This window comes from Nitrosomonas communis (assembly GCF_900114745.1).
Classification (GTDB): Bacteria; Pseudomonadota; Gammaproteobacteria; order Burkholderiales; family Nitrosomonadaceae; genus Nitrosomonas; species Nitrosomonas communis_A.
In genome coordinates, this window is sequence record NZ_FOUB01000016.1 from 17,443 (window position 1) to 35,625 (window position 18,183).

Sequence of the window (18,183 nt, forward strand, 5' to 3'; positions counted from 1 at the left end):
AGATAAAACTCAATCCTGCTCTGTTTTCAAAATATTCCCATTGGGATCCAGTTCGAGTTCGAGTTTCTTCCCTTCTGCCTTGATTTCTACCTCGTAACCAGAAACTGTCCCATCAGGTTTCATTACCTTCTCTGTCTCTTTAATGGTCGCTTTTGGGTGTGTCTTGGAAATGGCTTGAACTACCGCTTCAGGTAGATCCTTAACATCGATGGTTTCTTCCTTCTGCAGGACCTCGCCCTCGGAGCTATACAGAATTTCGTACTCCTTGCCATTTTCTTTGTATTCCACTTCATAAGCTTCTTTACCTTCGAACATCTCCTTCTCGAACTCTACTTTTTTGGCATTGGGGTAAGCCTTTTCAAAGGCTTCGAGGACCGCTTTGGGCACTTGATCCTTGTTTATTTCTTTTCCACCGGCATTTGCCTGGCCGAATGCTGCTAAAAAAGTGGCTAGTGCCACCACAATCCAAAGTTGTTTTTTCATAAAAATCTCCTTTGGCCGTAGCCGAATATGCATTCATTAAAATCTATCGATACACCTACCTTTGTAGGCACAATCAAAAAGATCGCAACGAAAAAAGTTTTCGTTGATTTCTATCTACTCTTTAACTGAATGATTGTCAATATTTTAATTAGCATTAAAATTGTTCAAAGTAATGAATCAGGCAACGACATCATCTGTGTTTCCTCATGCTGTGCTGGTAAAGCTGGTTTGAGAGGATAGCAAGTTTGTTTACTGCTGCGATCGATCATAACTAGCGAAGCTAAGTTTGCAGCTAATTCCACTTCAAAATCAAATATGACGCGAAGACGAGCCGCAGACAGTATAAATAATATGACAAAGAGAAGCCGACACAATCAAGTTTGATTGCGAAATAGAATAAAATAAAAATTTGCATAAAAAGCCTATTACCCAATTGAAAAATATATTGTTACGCTGGTTTCCGGAAAAAACCAAAGTCCACGCGCATCAATGGTTCTTTCTGGCAGCATGTGCCTATGCCGTGCTGATGGTGCCATTGGCCATGCTGGCAAGGCATGGTTACGGACCGGAAGTACTAGCCACATCAACCAGCCACGCTTTTGAAATGCTGTTCGGTTTCGCTTTGGCTTTGATCGCTGGTTATCTGCTGGGACCTATGCCTGCGCAACGATTAGCCTTATTCATGATTTCGTGGCTATTGGCACGGGTAATGGGATTAGTCGACTCTGCCAGTTGGCTGACTTTGGTCAGTAATGCTGTCTTTGTCACATTGCTCGCCTGGCATTTACTGCCTCGTCTGTGGGTTGCGAAGAAATGGCGTAATCGGACGTTGGTGCCATTGCTCGGTCTGATTTGTGCCATTACGATTGCAATCATTTTGATGAACCAGCTTGACTATCGCTGGCTGCATCGTTATTTGCTGGACGAGAGCGTGCAATTATTCGCCTTGCTGATGCTTTTCATAGGAGGACGCATGCTGGCGCCAGCAGTAGCCGGCGAATTTTATCGGCAAGGAATGGAGCTTGAAGCAAGGGTTCAGCCGCACATCGAAGCCGGGTTAATTGTGACAGTTTCAACTGCTTTCGTGCTGGCTCCAGTCGCAACTCCCGTATCAGGTATTTTGCTGATTATGAGTGGAATTTTGGCAGCTATCCGGATGTTTCGCTGGCAGTTATGGCATTGCCTGGCACGGCCTGATCTGATTTGTCTAGGGTTAGGCTATAGTTGGCTGGCAGTGGGGCTCGTGCTATTGGGCTGGGTAAAGCTGACTGGAAGCGACTATTTTAGTACCGCAGTTCACGCAATCACGGTAGGCGCATTAGGTACACTCGCCGCTAATGTCATGGTGCGCGTGACATTGCTGCATGTAAAGCAATATCCTTCGCGAATACCGCAGCTCGTGGTAATGACTGGCATCATGAGTATTGCTGCTCTCACGCGTATGGGCGCTGATTTTAGCGCCTATCGAGAAATATTATTGGCTACTGCAGCAGTAGCCTGGAGCACTAGCTTTCTGCTTGTTTTATTTGTTTTGCTGGATTGCCTGGCTAATACACCGTTTCGCAAATCTGTGAGGCAACAAACATTGACAAAAGATAGGACTTAATACTTCCTTCACTTATTATTCCATTTCTAAATCAAAACTGACTTTGTCGGCTTCACCTTGCCGTATGATTTATACTGTCTGCGGCTCGCCTTCGCGTCATTTTTGATTTGGAAATGGAATTACTTATCTGGCCAAAATTAAAAATAACAGATTGATTACCTAAATAAATAAGGTAATCCCCCGGCTATGCCGGGGGACTATTAAAGGTTTGACCGTGTGATATGGTCACCGTGATTCTTTTAGCTTGATCAAGAGCTAGGAGAATCAAATGAGAGATTATCAGAGTTTGGCCCATACGACATGGGACTGTAAGTACCATATCGTATTTATTCCGAAAAGAAGGAAGAAAGTGATATTCGGAATGATACGAAAACACTTGGGAAAAGTATTTCACGAATTAGCTGCGCAGAAAAACAGTCAGATAGTAGAAAGACACCTGATTCCTGACCATGTAAACATGTGCATCAGTATTCCCCCGAAGTATTCGGTATTCTACGTAGTAGGATATATCAAGGGGAAAAGTGCAATATCGATTGCGCGGAGATTTACGGGGAAATCAAGGAATTTCACAGGTGAAAATTTTTGGGCACGTGGTTATTTTGTATCCACGGTAGGATTAGATGAAGAGATGGTCAGAGAATATATCCAGCACCAAGAGAAAGAGGATGAGCACTATGATCAGCTCAAGCTTGGTATGTGATGCCACCTTTAGGTGGCTCCAATTCTTTCCCCTTTGAGGGGCTAACAGTAATAAGCCTCCGGCTTTGCCGGAGGTAATTTAACTAATACGGCACACCCTTATTTAAAATTAATTGATCAAGCAGCATATTGGTTTTCCAACACACTATCCTAATCATATCTCAATTCCACCTTACCAATCTGAGGCTCTTTCCCCTCTATCAATTCGCTCAAAAAACGATAAAAAGTATCTGCCGAGGGTGGGCAGCCAGGTAAGAAGTAATCTACTTTGACTACTTCATGGACGGGGTACACTTTATCCAGCAACAAGGGTAATTCTGGATCGTTCGGAATGTGAGGATTGATCATGTCAGGGCTCTTCAAATAGACTTCCTCCAGACATTCCTGCAGGCTGAAGTGATTACGCATGGCAGGCACACCACCGTTGATGGCGCAAGCGCCGACCGCAACCAGAATCCGGCAACTAGCCCGATAGGTACGCAGCACATGCACATTTTCCGCATTGCAAACGCCGCCTTCAATCAGGCCAATGTCACAGTGGCCGAGCTGTTTGATATCGGTGAATGGAGAGCGATCGAATTCGATATGCTCAAGCAACTCCACGATTCGCTCATCCATATCCAGGAAGGACATATGGCAGCCAAAACAGCCAGCTAGCGAAGTAGTCGCTAATTTAAGCTTGGGTTTATGAGTCATCAGATTTGGCTCCTGCAATGTATATTTTCTCCAAACCGATTTCGCTAATTTTGTGTTGATCGAAGATACGCTTACCGATGGGGGCGTCGTAGCCATGCTCCTTAATAAGAATGGCTCCTACCGGACAGATCCTGGCAGCCAGATCGCTAGGCTCAAGATCGCTATCAACCAGTTTGCCACTGGCTGTATTGACAATCAGGCTGGCATGAATGCCGCGCCCGGCAATGGCAAAGACATTTTTACCATCTACTTCCTGGCTGGCACGCACACATAAGCTACACAGGATGCAACGGATTCGATCCAGCATGATGGTCGGATGAGAGGCATCAACCTCACGCTCTGGAAACTGTTGGGGAAAATGTTGATGCAGCATGCCAAGATGATAGGCCATTGCCTGCAAAGCACAATTGCCGGTTTTTTCGCAGGAAGGACAAATGTGATTACCCTCAATAAACAGCATTTGTGTTAGAACTTTACGTGCTTCATTGAGTTCAGGGATATTGTTGCGAATCTGCTGCCCGGCTGCAGCCGGACTGGTACATGCCGTTAACGGTTTGCCATCGACTTCGACGGTACACAGCTTGCAGTTACCTTGCGGCGTGATACCCGGAAAGTGGCAAAGATGGGGAATATAAACATCTGCTGCCAGTGCAGCATCCATGATAGTTTCCCCATGGACAAATGGTATTTCCCGGTCATCGATACGAATAAGGTTAGGTTCCGGCGCTGTCATCATGTTAATCTCCCTCTTGCTTAAGATGTGCTCCCTTATCGTCATGCTGTGTCAACTGGCGGGCTTCTTGCAAAGCCGCATCCAACTCGAATCGCGCAGTAAAGTCATATTGAGTCAACTGCTGCTCAAAAGCCTGCGGAAAATGCTGCAACCCGTCCAGAATGGGATTGGCTGCTGTATGACCTAGCCCACAATGGGAATAGCGCCTGACCAGCTCGCTGACACGCTGGAGCTCAGCCATATCGTTGCGTGCCCCCTGCCCGATAATGATTTTATTGAGACCTTGCTTGAGCAAGGTTGTTCCGACCCGGCATGGCGTACAAAAGCCGCAGCTCTCATGGGCAAAGAAGGCTGCAAACTGATGAATGATAGCCAGTATGTCACGCTCCCGATTAAAGATCATAAAAGAACCGCCAGTACCGACGTCCTCAAACGCTATCTGGCGGTGAAAAGCAGTTTGATCAAGCAATGTACCGGCAGGCCCTCCTACCTGCACCGCTTGCACATTGTCAGCGCCACACTCTTCAAGAACCTGCTGGATCGTGACCCCAAACGAATATTCATAAATGCCCGGGGCGGCACAGTCACCGCTAATACTCAGCAGTTTACTTCCGGTGGATTCGGTTGTGCCTGCTGCGGTAAACCATTCGCTTCCGTTGCAAACGATATGGGTAGCTGCGATAAACGTTTCAACATTATTTACCACAGTAGGCTGCCCTAGATAGCCGTGCGCCACCGGAAAGGGCGGGCGGCTACGCGGAATACCGGGTTTACCTTCGAGCGATTCAATCAGGGCTGATTCTTCCCCGCAAATATAAGCGCCTGCTCCCACCACGATATCAATATCAAAATCAAATCCTGTCTGCCCCAGAATAGCTGTTCCTAATAAGCCGAGTTTGCGGCGATGCAGCAGTGTAGCCTGTAGATGCGGCAATAAATACCGGTATTCTCCACGCAAATAGATAAACCCTTGATAGGCACCGATGACATAAGCACAGATAGTCATGCCCTCAAGCAATGCATCAGCATGCTGCTGTAATAACATTCGATCCTTGAAAGTACCAGGTTCTCCTTCGTCTGCATTACATACCACATAATGCGCCTCTCCCGTTGCTTGTTGGCAGAGATGCCATTTCAGGCCCGTGCTGAATCCGGCGCCACCCCGGCCACGCAGTTTTGATTGAGTGATTTCTGTCAGCGTTTCCTCTCTGCCCCGCGCCAGCATCGCGCGTAAACCATCGCCAGCCGGCAGATCGCCTTCGAGTAGCAAACCTCGTTTATAAATGTGATCCTTGATGTGAAACCAGTCAAGCGGCCATTCATTCAATGGTTTATCGGCCTCGATCAGATCAGTTATCTGTTCAATCTTCTCCGAATCCAGATGGATCAGCGGTACGCCATTAATGAGCAATGAAGCGCCATGGTCACACATACCAATGCAGGAAGTTTCATGTATGCTGAGCTGCCCGTCTTTACGCGTCTGACCTATGTTGACACTCAGCTTTTGGGAAAGCATACGAATTAAATCGGTTCCTCCAGCCCGATAACCGCAGCTGGTGCAATTACTGAACAGAATATGATAGTGGCCGCAAGGTGTAGAATAGAAAAAGGCATAAAATGCGACCACTGCTCTTACCTGGCTGACAGGTAAACTCAATTGTGCAGCCACCTCGCAGATCGATTCCTCCGAAATATACCGGTGCTTTTGCTGCAATTCATGCAGAATATGTAGCAAATGCAGGTGTTCGGTCATGGTTACTCAGGTGCTCTTGTGTGCGGTTACCTGAATCTCGATTCGCATGCGTGGATCAGATAAGCCAGCTGCAATCATCATGGCCGCCGGGCGAACCTTGCCGAGATACTTGCGAAAAATTGGCCAGCACAGTTCAAAATCAGCTGCATTGGGTAGCACATAAGTCACCCGCACAATATCATGTAAACTGGAGCCAGCCTGCCGCAGGGCTGATTCGATATTCTTGAAGCACTGCTCGGCCTGTTCAAGCAGATCTTCCGAAATAGTCATAGTGGAATAATCAAAACCTGTCGTCCCTGAAACAAAAATCCAGTCTCCTTCCACGACTGCACGCGAATAGCCAATTTCTTCTTCAAAGGTGGAACCTGAGCTGATCAACCGTCTTGTCATACGATCTCCCATAGAATATTGATAAAAATTTTGTTCAATAATGATCAACCGATCTAGCAAATAAAGTCAACTACATAGATTATTCCATTTCTAAATTAAAACTGACTTTGTCGGCTTCATTTTTGATTTGGAAATGGAATTAGAATGTGAATAGATAATTAATTAACTCCGCTCCACCAAAGCCACCAAATGGCAGTAGCAGCGCCTGCAGTGCCGGCTGCTGAGTAAAAGGGACAAAGGCACCCTCGCGTGTATTACGAATCCGCTCGATCAGCCGATTAATCTGCTCCGCACTGATATGGAGTTGAATCTGCGCCTTGGGCTGAGCGAGCCGCAGCAGTACTTGCTCATAATGAGCCAGTACCTTAGTACGCATGGCGTCTGCACTTTTATTCAGTAACCTAGCCGTATTCAATGTATAAAGCAGCGCAACAATGACTATCAGAATAAGCGCCAAGGGAAAACCCATGGCATCGAACAAGTCGCTCCGCGCAATCACCATGAAAAGAATTAAAACGAACGGCAGATAAATAAGCCATTGTATGCGGCGTGTTGCCGCTACGATAAGCTGAAAATCAAGAAAATAATCGAGATAGGGACGAGGCACTCCCATTTCATTCGTCTCCCGATCAATCAACTGCTCCGGCCATTGCCTGCGAACATGACCGAGTGCTTCGATAAATTGAGTACAGGCGCGACTTTCATAGCCTATCCAAAAAATGATCAGCCAGAGCACAAGGGCAGTCATCCCGATGAGCAGGTAGTGCAGATACTTCACCAATTCACCTCGATGTGGGAACGAAGGAATGTCAAAGATACTGAATATCAATATGCTTAATACAAATACAATCACAGTCGACAAAGCAATCCAGCCAGCCATTTCACGCCAGCTGGTAGCGCGCAAATAATTCTGCCACAAGGTGGATACTTCGACTTCCTCTGATAAAACGTCGGGCCTGGGTCTACCTGCCGCATCGAACATTGTCAGATCAAGATAAGGACCGATGCTCATAGCAGAAAAACGACTACGTGTCAGCGACCAGCTTGATGGCTTAAATGGGGGCATGGTCAAATTAAACCGCACGGCTATTGCCTGTGCCTGTCTCCGGATTCGAATGATGAATACCCCTATCATAATGAGCGCAGTAGTAAGCCCGATGAAACGAATGACGAGATTAGGCCATACACTGACTCCCTCCAACCACCTAAATGGTTCACCCGTTCCTTGTTCGATCGTTTCTTGCATAGCCTGATTAACGATTACGAATGCAGCCATCGTGAATACCGCCAACGCAATTATGCAGAAGGCTACAAAATTAATCTGTCTGGGCGAGTGTCCGGTTGATCTGAACGAATGCAGCAAGGTTAACACCCCTTTCTGAGCATGACGACTGGTGATCACTATCCACAAACCGAACAAGATACAAACAAGCCCTATTATCGTCCATTGCGGTGCTGCGAAAGACTTCGAAGAAAGGAGAGGCGAATCTATCCGCTCGCATTTCATCCAATCCTCACATGACGCTGGCTGAGTCAAATGACTGATCCCTTCCGGATTGCTGCCCTTGATCCAAGCAATAAGATCATCTACAGCGGGGGAAGCTACCAGCACTGCTTCAGTCCGGCCTATCTCAAAAACTTGCGGTCGTAGCCACTTTTTCATTTGCTCAGCCCAATAATTAAGTGGCTCGGAGGAAAGCGCCATCAAGGTAGCGAGGTAGGTCGAGGTTTGATAACCATCACGAAAGGGTAGCGTCGATTGCTGCAATGCAGGATGTAATGCTAAGCCAAAATTGGAAGCCACGACCAGATTGCGCGCCCAGTCCTTCTGATCGGCATGCATATAACGCGCATCCAGATCAGTAGTGAAAAAAACTTTTTCTTTGAAATGACTGCGTAGCGCCTGGAGAATCAATAGTTTGTCGTAAACATCAGAACCTACAATACCGATCGCCTTGACGCCATGATCGGCAAATCGTGGATCACGGTCAAGTCTGGCAATCTCGTCTGCTAACCGCCGCAGATAGTCGTATTGACTGAGTCCATCAGCATGTTCGAGTGGCATTGCTTCAAGCTGCGTTCGTAAATCCATGGGTTGGTTCTCATTATTTTTTCGCACTGTTTTTGCGCCTAATTTTTCAACGCCAGGTAACACCCCATCCAGCCCCCGCAGGTAGTTAAAACTATGCACAGGCGGTGATGAGCCGTTATTGGTTTGACAAAGCTCGGAAAAACTATCGATCAAATTTTGTAACAATGTGCGGGCATACGCGGAATCCAGTTCACTGATCAATACGAGCCCATCCTTGCAGGGATTATCGCGCTGAAATCCGGCTATTCCTTGCTCAACTTGCGACAACCATCTCCGCTCACGATTGACACCGCGCTGCCATAGCTCCCATAGCAAGGTGACTGCAAGCACATCATCGGTACCAATAGAGCGAACAATTCTTTGCTCCTGCAACTCATCCCGATAAACGTTGCGCTCAAAGAAACACTGCCATGGCTGCAACTGATTTCCCTGCTTTGTTGGCAAAGCAGGGAGATTACAGTCAGTAATCGTCGCAGTGGGTGAAAATATCTTAACAGCGGCTTGTTGATCTAGCGCCATCATGTCGGCACTGCGCACGAGTTTCATTAGCATGGCCGATCCTGTCGGCCCTACCAGGGCGAGTTCACCAAACAAGCCAGGCAGCTTCTCCTGAACTAGAGCAGGATCATATAAACTTTCATTCAACCACAGCAGTAGTACTTTTGAGGCAGACTGCTCATTTCCCTCGAACCACTCAAACGGAATCATGATGTGTTTTATCTGGCCATCACCATCACTATTCCCCTCCTCGGGTTCTGATTCCAGCTTGCTCTGATCGATCCAGAAATAGCCTATCGCATCGGGATTTTCTGGGTTATAGCCATGGAAGCTAAGGGCTGATATCACCGCAAAGCGGGAACGTCGTCGACTCTCAGCAGCTTCAGCAAAGGAACCACCAAAAATACTGACTGCTAGCACGGTTACCTCATAATGCTCTTTACGAAGCTGCTCGATCTTATTACGGAGCACTTCGGGTTTGAGTGCTTCAGGTTGACTAATGGACTCCGCTTGCTTCTTGCTAGCAGTCTGTGCAAAACGTTCCTCATGTTTCTCCACCGCCGCAAACGGATCTTGCCAGAGCCGCGCTTCAACATTTTGCTGGCCAATCGGAACAAATTTCACCCGCTCGACATCACTGGGGCGAGCACTTTCCAGTGGAATATTCTTAACCAGCACACCTGCTGCAAGCAAGATCACCATAATGATCGGTAGCGGATTGATCAAGACACTTTTGTTGCGATCGCGATCTGCGTCCATGTCTATAATTTATTTAGAGCGACATTATGATTTGTTGACGTTATAAGTACTTCATAAATACAACCAAATTCGTAATATTAGGGTTCTCACATCATCCATAAAAAGAATTTGCAATGCTTCGATGAATGCTCAGTGATGAGTTCTGGTCGAAGCTGGAGAAGATTCTGCTTCAAGCAGCCATTTATAACAAGCGCAATCTGCGCATGACGGTAGAAGGGATACCGTATCGAATGCAGGTTGGTTGTCCTGGCGCGACCTACCCAAGGCGTTGGGCTGCTGGAATTCAATCTATAAGAGATTGAATGCGTGGTCATCCAGTAGCAAGTGGACCAGGGTTTTCCAAGCTCTGATCATTGATCCGGATTGGCAGTGAAAATTCATCAAGGGCAACTGCATAAAAGCATATCAGCACAGTGCGGGTGCAGTCAGTCAAGAACTGCAGGCTATCAAAAAAGCCGTGCGGAGTAATTCCATTTTTATTTCATAAGTGTAATATAGAAGTAATTCTATTTCCAAATCAATCGCAGCTTTTCCGGCTTCTCTTTGTCGCATTATTTATATTACCTGCAGCTCACATTGATGGTGTCATGTTTGATTTGGAAATGGAATAAGAACTAGAACTTAAGTTTGACCAGATATTCACCTTATAACAACCCATCATTCATCAAACTCCTAAACAATGTATCGCTGGATTCTGATTCAAATCGCTTCAATTCTAGTAGCTATCATTATCGGTATTATTATCATGGGAGAGGTTCTGACCGGACCCGCATCGACTGCTGTTGGCGTCTTGGTACCCGATTTTCCGGTGGATTCGGTGCAAATTCCAACCAACCAGAACCATAAAGTTCATGGCTGGTTGGCACGAGGCATCAGGGGCCATGGCGCTGTAGTGCTTGTCCATTCCATTCGTAGCAATCGCCTGGAAATGCTTGGCAGGGCCAGATTTCTAAATGAACAAGGATACAGTGTATTATTGATTGATTTGCAGGCTCATGGAGAAACACCGGGCAAACGAATTACTTTTGGTGTGCGTGAGTCGAAGGATGTTAAAGCGGCGGTTGACTATCTGCGGGACAATTTTCCCGGTGAACGTATTGCCGCCATCGGCGTCACCCTAGGTGCAGCCGCGATCACACTGGCAGATCCTCCTTTGAAGCTCAATACCATTGTGCTGGAATCTCTTCATCCGACTTTTGAAGAAGCGGTTGAGAATCGACTAAAACTTCATCTCGGTCAATTCGGCATATGGCTTAAGCCTTTCTTATTATCCTACTTATCCTTGCTTTTGGATCTTTCAACGGATCAACTCAATCCCATTGATCGAATAAGTAATTTAAATACCCCTATTCTCTTGATTTCAGGTACGCACGACAGACATACAACCCAATCAGAGGCTCAGCGTTTATTTGATGCCGCTCTTCAGCCCAAAGAACTGTGGATCATCCCAGGCGCAGGACACTATAATATGCACACCTACAACAGCAGAAGCTATGAGGAACGCGTTTCCTCGTTTCTATCCAAGTATTTATTGCAGTAGAATATTTTTCGTTTTTTTCCTTGTTGATCATAATAATACTTATTATGAGAGGGAATAAATGAAAATAGACAAATACTGTCATGCTAAAAATCACTATCTCAATCAGTCTAATCTTGAATTAAACTTCAACGATAAAAAGCAAGTATCATTCAGTATTCAGACTGTTTAGCTTGATCAAGGACAGAGAAAATCCAAATTTTTTCTATACCTATATTCCTTAACGCTGTTGTAATGTCTCGCTTTTCATCATTTCTGCAATCAGGTAATAGGCATTGTTCCATGCCACTTGGGCATTTCCAGCTAATGGCTCAAGGAGACTAATTTCCACCCAACCTTTGTCAGAAGCGCCTGTTCTGATTTCAATAGGGTTAAACACCCATTCCATTTTTCCGCCTTTCTGGCGAGCTTCCGCAATAAAAATGTAAGGTGTGCCTTCATGCATGATAATAGCTTCTTCTGGCAAGGCTGTTACCAACATACTTTCTATGTGGATTTTTCCATGGATGTACATTCCTGGAATAAGAAAGGATTCTTTTTGATCAATTTCGGCATGTACACGTACCGCTCTAGGGTGTTGTTCAAAATTTTTTCCAACAGAAAAAATGGTAGCAGATAGCATTTTTCCTGGAACTGACTCCACCGTGAATGACACTTTCTGGCCCTCTTTTACTTTATAAATATCTTTCTCGAAAACCATTAGATCAGCATGAATATAATCATTATTGATGATACTGAGCATTTGGGCTTGAGGATCTACAAACTGCCCTGTCTGTACCAATACTTTCTCAATGTAGCCCTCAATAGGACTTACTACCGGTACGTAGTGAAAAATATCCCCTTCCCTGACCTTTGCAAAATTGATATTTAATTGCTTCAATTGTGCTTCAAAACCCTTTGTTTCCCCTTTCATGGTTAGGTAATCAGCTTGTATCTGCTGATAGGTTTTACCTGAGCCCACTCCTTCATCATAAAGCTTTTTTTGACGATTGTATTCCTTCTCTAGAAACTGCATCTGGTTATAAGCTTTGATATATGCAGTTTGGAGGTTAGTTAGGTTAGGATGTGAAAGATAGACTAATACCTGGCCTTTTTTTACTTTTTCTCCTTCAATTACTTTGATATCAGTTACATTGGCCCCTAAAATAGCCGTAACCATGGCTTGATGCTGGGGAAACAATGCCAACCTACCATTGACATCCACCACGATGGAAAGAGTACGTGTGGGTATAGTATCTACTTTGATGCCGAGACTATTAAACTTTGACATAGAGAGATATACCTCGCCGATTCCTTCTTCACTATTCCCTTTGTGAACAAGATCTTTGTAAATGCTTTGTTCACGAGCATGCTCTTCATCGGCGGGCTTTGCATGTGTATGTTCTTTATAATCGCTTCCTTTTAAGGCCGCTTGATTTTTACCTTCTTCTGAATTGCTGTTATCAACTGATTTACTGGTACAGTTGGCAAAGAAAAATACTGTTAATATCAGAGTAAATAATAATAGAATAGTTTTTTTCACCGTTATTTACTCTTTATTTTTCGTACTAGTTTGATGTTTTCAAGAAGTATTCCAACTGGTAGCGACTGTCCAAATAATTACCAAAGGCATTCCATGAGTCGACTTCAATACGTATTGCTTCTCTCACGTTTTGTAAAAATGTCACATAATCTATAGCCCCTTCGTGGTAGGCTATAATCGCTCCGGTTTGCTGCTCCTTGGCCATGGGAAGAGCTGTATCCCGATAGTATTGCCATGAGTTCAGCCACTTAATATACTGCTCACGGATATTTTGATAAGCTGTGTTTAGCTCCAATTTGGTTTGTTGAAGATTTTGAGTTGCAATCGAGCGCTGGATTTCTGCTGCCTGTGATCTTCCTAGTTCAGGAGCAAAAATTAACGGTATCTGAATGCCAGCCTGAAACTGATGAAACCCCGACTGACCTGCAATTTCTTGCTTGCCATAATGTAAATTCAGCTTCGGTAAAAACTGTGAACGCCTCTCTTTGATAGCCGCGTCCGCAACATTAACCTGTTGTTTGGAAACATTGAGCATAGGATGATTGTCTAGAGAGTCTGCTATAAAGCTCAGCGGATCATTCAGTTGATCCGGAGGAACATCTGGCACGGTAAACATTGTGTCACTGACAAGCCATAGATTCAGCCGCTGCAGTGCGCTCAAATAGTCGCGATAAGCCTGCTCTTTCTGTATCTGCACTTGATTCCCTTGATTCGAGGTTGCTAGATATTCCAGCTTAGAAGTCGCCTCAACTTCAAGCCTTATTCGCGCTGCTCGCTGGATATCTGTAAAAACCGAATCCAACCGCTTGTAGACCTGATAATTATTTTTGGCGGTGTATACCATCGCCCAGGCTCGGCTCACTTCCCGCTCTACTTCTATTACAGATAGATTAAGTACGTTCTCAGCCAGTGCTACCCGCTCTTTTTGCAGCCCCAACTTAGGAACGATACCAAATACATCGATTTGGCGTTGTTCAATACCTATTTGCGTATAGACATCATTTGAACCATTGCCCATTTCTTCTCCACCGGTGAAGATTGAGGTCATACCGAGGTCCCAAGCTGTTTTCTTCAGCGCTTCCTGGCTTTCTATTTCTAGTTTCGCTGCCTGTATCTTTGGATAATTTCTTACAGCTAACTCCCTTGCCTGTTCCAGAGTAATCGCCTGAAAACTGTCTATCGACTGTGACTGTGCTTTTACTTTAGGAGTCGTGACAAGCAGGATACCGAGCAATCCCCCGAATACGATCAATGTCAGGAATGCATTTGTATTGGAGCGTTCAAGGCTTATAAGGAAGGCTTCTTTTGACATTACTACGACTCTCCACGAAAGCATAAACTACCGGAAGCACTATAAGGGTAAGCAGTGTGCCTGAGATTAAGCCACCAATTACAACAGTTGCCAAGGGGTGCTGCACTTCGGCTCCTGCTGACACGGATAACGCCATTGGCACAAAGCCGAGTATATCTGTGGCGTCAGTCAGTAAAATAGGCCTGATTCTTTCTTTAGTTCCAGCAAGAATGCGCTCTTGAATATCGGTTATTCCTTCTTCTTTTAAAGTATTAAATCGATTGATTAATACCAAGTCATCCAGCACAGCAATACCAAATAGCACAATAAAACCGATTCCTGCTGAAACACTAAAGGGGATATCCCGTAACCATAGAGCGAACACGCCACCTATGGCTGCCAGCGGAATAGCAGTAAAAAGGATGAGCGATTGGGTAAGTGATTTCAAGGCAAAATACAGCAAAACGAAAATCAATAAGACGGTAATAGGTACCACAATGGCGAACCGACCCTTGGCTTTTTGCAGGTTCTCAAACTCTCCGCCATATGTAAGGTAATAGCCAGGCGGCAAATCTAATTCAGCATCCAATTTTTTTTGGATATCCTTAACCACGGATTCCATATCACGCCCTCGGGCGTTCACTCCGACATAGGTTCTTCGGAATACATTATCGCGGGATATTTGCATGGGACCCACCACATAGTTGATATCGGCTAACTCCTTGATCGGAATCTGATTGCCGTTAGGTAAGTCAATATAAAGATTGCGCAAATCCTCAATACTTTTCCGGTGGGTTTCATCAAAACGTATAACCATGTCAAAGCGTTTTTCCCCTTCAAAAACCACTCCAGCCACGCCTCCGGCAAACGCCGAACTGACATATTCATTCAATTTATCAATATTCAGTCCATATTGAGCAATTTTTTCGCGGTTATAACGCACGGTCATTTGAGACAGACCGGTAGTTCTTTCGGGGTTTACATCACCCACGCCAGGAACAGTCTGGATGATTTTGACCATCTCACCAGCTTTCTGCGCTAGCACATCGAGATCATCACCATATAACTTTACGGCTATATCTTCCCGGATACCCGTTAATAATTCATTGAAGCGAAGCTCAATCGGCTGGCTGAAAACCAGATTGATACCTGTTAGTTCGCTGTCAAGCTTTCCTTTGATTTTTTCAACAAGCTCATCTTTTGATTTGGCAGAAGCCCACTTATTCTTGTCTTTTTCCAGAATGATGAACATATCAGCTATATCCATCGGCATGGGATCTGTGGGAATTTCTGCCACGCCAATCCTGGCTAAAGTAGTTTTTACTTCCGGGAAATTTTCCAGCAAAATATTTTCTATTTTAGCGGAAACTTCAATAGCCTCAGTAAGGCCACTACCCGGCCGAATAAGTGCCTGCATGGCAATGTCGCCCTCTTCTAACTGCGGTATAAATTCGCCCCCCATTCTGGTAAAAGTAAAGACGGCAGCACCCAATAGCACAATCGCCGCAATCATAACAATTACTTGATGCCGTAGTGCACTTTTGAGTAATGGAAAATAAGCTCGCTGGAAGCTACTTATAATCTTTTCACCAACCTTCTCAAGTGAGCTTTCTAACTTTCCAGGCCAGTTCCTTTTGTTCTGTACTGGTTTTAAAAAAAATGCTGACATCATGGGAACATAAGTCAAGCAAAGGATAATAGCTCCCAGCATGGTAAAACCAAAAGTATAAGCCATGGGGTGGAACATTTTGCCTTCTATTCCGGTAAGAAATAGAATGGGAAGAAATACGATCAGGATGATCATCTGGCCGAAAAAAGCGGTATTCATCATAGAGCTTCCCGCCTGATAAGCTAGTTCATCCATGATAGCTTGATCAATCTCGAATTTTCCGGATTTAATTTGTTTTTGAATTTCATATATAGTGCGCTCCACTATGATCACTGCGCCGTCAGCAATAATCCCAAAATCAATAGCCCCCAGACTTATCAAATTGGCCCACACATCAAATAGCTTCATCAAGATAGCGGCAAAGAGGAAGGACAAGAGGATAGTACTGGCAGCAACAATACCGCCTCTTATGCTACCTAGAATTATGACCAAGGCAAAAATCACAACTAGCGCACCTTCTGTGAGGTTCTCGCTTACTGTACTGGTAGTCCGTTCTATAAGCGCGCTTCTATCTAGAAAAGGTCTGATCTCCAGGCCTTCTGGTAATGATTTCTGAACTTCAACTATGCGCTTTTGTACATTCTGGATCACAGCATTAGAATTTGATCCCCTTAGCATCAAAATCATGCCGCCTACCGCTTCTTGACTATCCTGTGTGAAAGCACCATAGCGTATCTGATGACCGAAATGTACTTTTTCTGCTACGTCTCTAATTAAGATTGGTATACCATTTTCATTTTTTATAAAAATGTTTCGAATATCGTCAAGTGAATGTACCAGTCCTTCCCCTCGGATAAAATTGGCCATTTTCTTTTTTTCAATGTAGGCGCCAGCCGTATTATTATTATTGCGCTGCAACGCCTCAAATACTTCAGAAATGGAAACATTGTTAGCATTGAGCTTCTCAGGATTGATAGCTATTTCATACTGTTTAATTTTTCCTCCAAAAGCATTGACTGCGACTACTCCTTCTACCAAAGCTAATTGCCGTCTTACGATCCAGTCTTGGATAGTCCGCAGCTCAGTCAGAGAATACGTTGTTTCGTAGCCAGGTTTGGGCTGGAGGGTATATTGATATATCTCCCCAAGCCCTGTTGTGATGGGGCCCATAGATGGCCTACCGAAATTTTCAGGGATGTGTTCCCTTACTAAATTAAGTTTTTCCTGCACTAATTGCCGTGGCAGATAAGTGCCCATATCGTCTTCAAAGACAATAGTTACCACAGAAAGACCAAAGCGAGAAATGGAACGGATCTCTATAACACCTGGCAGGTTAGCCATAGCCAGTTCCACAGGAAAAGTGACAAACCTTTCCATATCTTCAGTAGCCAGATTTTGTGAGACTGTGATTACCTGTATCTGGTTATTGGTAATATCGGGTACCGTGTCCAGGTTTACTGTGAATAAGGAATATATTCCCGTACCTATGAGGGCAAGGGTGAGCAAGCCCACGATAAATTTATTTTTTATAGAAAAACTAATTATCTTATTAATCATGCATTTATACAATTCTTTGGTAAGAAAGGAGAGCTTCAAGCCCTAATGATTAACCTAAGTATAGCAATGCTCCACAGGATGGTTATGCTGTGATCAGGTAAGCCTCAACTGTGTTGGAATAACAATAGCCAGGAAAATAATTAAGCTACCCAAAGGTAGGATCGGGCTGGTGTCAGTATAGGTTTTTTATCACGACTTGGGCATTGACTTTTACCGTTCCGTAGCTGCTGGCGCGCGCCCTTCTCATTCCATTTCTAAATCAAAAATGACGCGAAGGCAAGCCGCAGACAGTATAAATAATACGGCAAGGTGAAGCCGACAAAGTCAGTTTTGATTTAGAAACGGAATAAATAGGTGTTTGGCCAGGCCAAAGCACTGTTCGGAAATATAGGGCTTTTTACTGATCTATATATTTGCCAGCTTCTGTCGTGCCAAAGGTGGGTTATTCTTGCTTCCCCCATATATGATGATGCTCTTGATTTTGCGCTTTTCAAAAATTGCCGATTGGCGTTGGCTTACTGAATCTTATGTGCCCACACCCGATTCGACTTGATGTGCGCCACCAATAATTGCTTCGAAACGCATCCGCTCGCTTTGGCTGGCTGGGGCAGTGTGTGCCTCACGCACATAATCATATTGGGTGTGAGTTACCAGGTAACTTCGGTAGGCAAAATGCGGCTTTTTACCTTGTTTGAGCCAGGCCGTATCCGTACCCGCACTCTGCTCTTCGGTATAAGAAATACCAGGTTGGCTACCATCCTCAAACTGAACGGTCTTGCTTTCAGCCCACCTCAAGCAGGGTAGTCATTTGTAGGCGTGCCGTTGACTCAATTAGTATGGCATCAATCACCGCATTTATCGCTCTTTGGGTGACTAAACCATGTGATTGGCTATGTTCATGGATAGCGGCCAGGAGACCATCCTGCTTATTGTTAGCCACCAGCTGATTACGGAATCG

General features: G+C 44.9%; 15 protein-coding genes. 4 read left to right on the forward strand and 11 right to left on the reverse strand.

From position 1 onward, the window contains the following. Window positions 1–9: 9 nt before the first annotated feature. Window positions 10–483, reverse strand: a complete 474-nt coding sequence (locus BM122_RS08160) for a PepSY domain-containing protein (RefSeq protein WP_074905113.1) — start codon at window positions 481–483, stop codon at window positions 10–12. 433 nt (window positions 484–916) lie between these two features. Between BM122_RS08160 and BM122_RS08170 the strand changes: the two genes are divergently transcribed. Both BM122_RS08170 and tnpA read left to right on the forward strand, forming a co-directional pair. Next, entirely contained in the window at window positions 917–2,089 is a 1,173-nt protein-coding gene (locus tag BM122_RS08170) for an NnrS family protein (protein WP_256211955.1), read from the forward strand. Window positions 2,090–2,357: 268 nt separating this feature from the next. Continuing rightward, window positions 2,358–2,789, forward strand: a complete 432-nt coding sequence (tnpA, locus tag BM122_RS08175) for an IS200/IS605 family transposase (protein WP_074905116.1) — start codon at window positions 2,358–2,360, stop codon at window positions 2,787–2,789. A 149-nt stretch (window positions 2,790–2,938) separates the two neighbouring features. Here tnpA and BM122_RS08180 read toward each other — a convergent pair whose 3' ends face one another. The 5 genes from BM122_RS08180 to BM122_RS08195 all read right to left on the reverse strand — a co-directional run bounded on the left by BM122_RS08180 (window position 2,939) and on the right by BM122_RS08195 (window position 9,709). Beyond that, on the reverse strand, window positions 2,939–3,484 hold the full coding sequence (locus BM122_RS08180) for an NADH-quinone oxidoreductase subunit B family protein (RefSeq protein ID WP_074905117.1): 546 nt from the start codon (window positions 3,482–3,484) through the stop codon (window positions 2,939–2,941). Further along, window positions 3,474–4,220 carry a 2Fe-2S iron-sulfur cluster-binding protein gene (locus BM122_RS08185; protein WP_256211956.1) on the reverse strand — a complete coding sequence of 249 codons (747 nt, stop codon included), beginning with the start codon at window positions 4,218–4,220 and terminating at the stop codon, window positions 3,474–3,476. The genes BM122_RS08180 and BM122_RS08185 overlap by 11 nt, the downstream gene beginning before the upstream one ends. A gap of 1 nt (window position 4,221) precedes the next feature. Then, window positions 4,222–5,970 carry an NAD(P)H-dependent oxidoreductase subunit E gene (locus BM122_RS08190; protein WP_083398391.1) on the reverse strand — a complete coding sequence of 583 codons (1,749 nt, stop codon included), beginning with the start codon at window positions 5,968–5,970 and terminating at the stop codon, window positions 4,222–4,224. Between the two features lie 6 nt (window positions 5,971–5,976). Continuing rightward, window positions 5,977–6,360, reverse strand: coding sequence for a RidA family protein (locus BM122_RS21555; protein WP_083398392.1), 384 nt, complete (start codon window positions 6,358–6,360; stop codon window positions 5,977–5,979). 139 nt (window positions 6,361–6,499) lie between these two features. Continuing rightward, the gene (locus tag BM122_RS08195) at window positions 6,500–9,709 is read right to left on the reverse strand and encodes a hypothetical protein (RefSeq protein WP_074905118.1); all 3,210 of its coding nucleotides are present in this window, start codon (window positions 9,707–9,709) and stop codon (window positions 6,500–6,502) included. A 125-nt stretch (window positions 9,710–9,834) separates the two neighbouring features. Between BM122_RS08195 and BM122_RS25930 the strand changes: the two genes are divergently transcribed. Together BM122_RS25930 and BM122_RS08210 are read left to right on the forward strand one after the other, a co-directional pair. Then, window positions 9,835–10,011 carry a transposase gene (locus BM122_RS25930; RefSeq protein WP_083398393.1) on the forward strand — a complete coding sequence of 59 codons (177 nt, stop codon included), beginning with the start codon at window positions 9,835–9,837 and terminating at the stop codon, window positions 10,009–10,011. Window positions 10,012–10,388: 377 nt separating this feature from the next. Continuing rightward, window positions 10,389–11,249: an alpha/beta hydrolase gene (locus BM122_RS08210; RefSeq protein WP_074905119.1), complete on the forward strand. Its 861-nt coding sequence runs from the start codon at window positions 10,389–10,391 to the stop codon at window positions 11,247–11,249. Between the two features lie 217 nt (window positions 11,250–11,466). On the opposite strand, the gene BM122_RS08215 is transcribed toward BM122_RS08210, so the two are convergent. The 5 genes from BM122_RS08215 to BM122_RS23205 form a co-directional block, all read right to left on the reverse strand. Then, the gene (locus BM122_RS08215; RefSeq protein WP_074905120.1) at window positions 11,467–12,768 is read right to left on the reverse strand and encodes an efflux RND transporter periplasmic adaptor subunit; all 1,302 of its coding nucleotides are present in this window, start codon (window positions 12,766–12,768) and stop codon (window positions 11,467–11,469) included. 25 nt (window positions 12,769–12,793) lie between these two features. Continuing rightward, window positions 12,794–14,080: a TolC family protein gene (locus BM122_RS24085; protein ID WP_218152036.1), complete on the reverse strand. Its 1,287-nt coding sequence runs from the start codon at window positions 14,078–14,080 to the stop codon at window positions 12,794–12,796. After that, a complete protein-coding gene (locus BM122_RS08220) occupies window positions 14,049–17,225 on the reverse strand; it encodes an efflux RND transporter permease subunit (RefSeq protein ID WP_218152037.1) in 3,177 nt (1,058 codons plus the stop codon). The genes BM122_RS24085 and BM122_RS08220 overlap by 32 nt, the downstream gene beginning before the upstream one ends. 525 nt (window positions 17,226–17,750) lie before the next feature. Then, complete coding sequence (locus BM122_RS08225; protein ID WP_074905121.1) at window positions 17,751–18,020, reverse strand: hypothetical protein; 270 nt, start codon at window positions 18,018–18,020, stop codon at window positions 17,751–17,753. After that, window positions 18,007–18,165: a hypothetical protein gene (locus BM122_RS23205; protein WP_177198074.1), complete on the reverse strand. Its 159-nt coding sequence runs from the start codon at window positions 18,163–18,165 to the stop codon at window positions 18,007–18,009. The genes BM122_RS08225 and BM122_RS23205 overlap by 14 nt, the downstream gene beginning before the upstream one ends. Window positions 18,166–18,183: the final 18 nt, after the last annotated feature.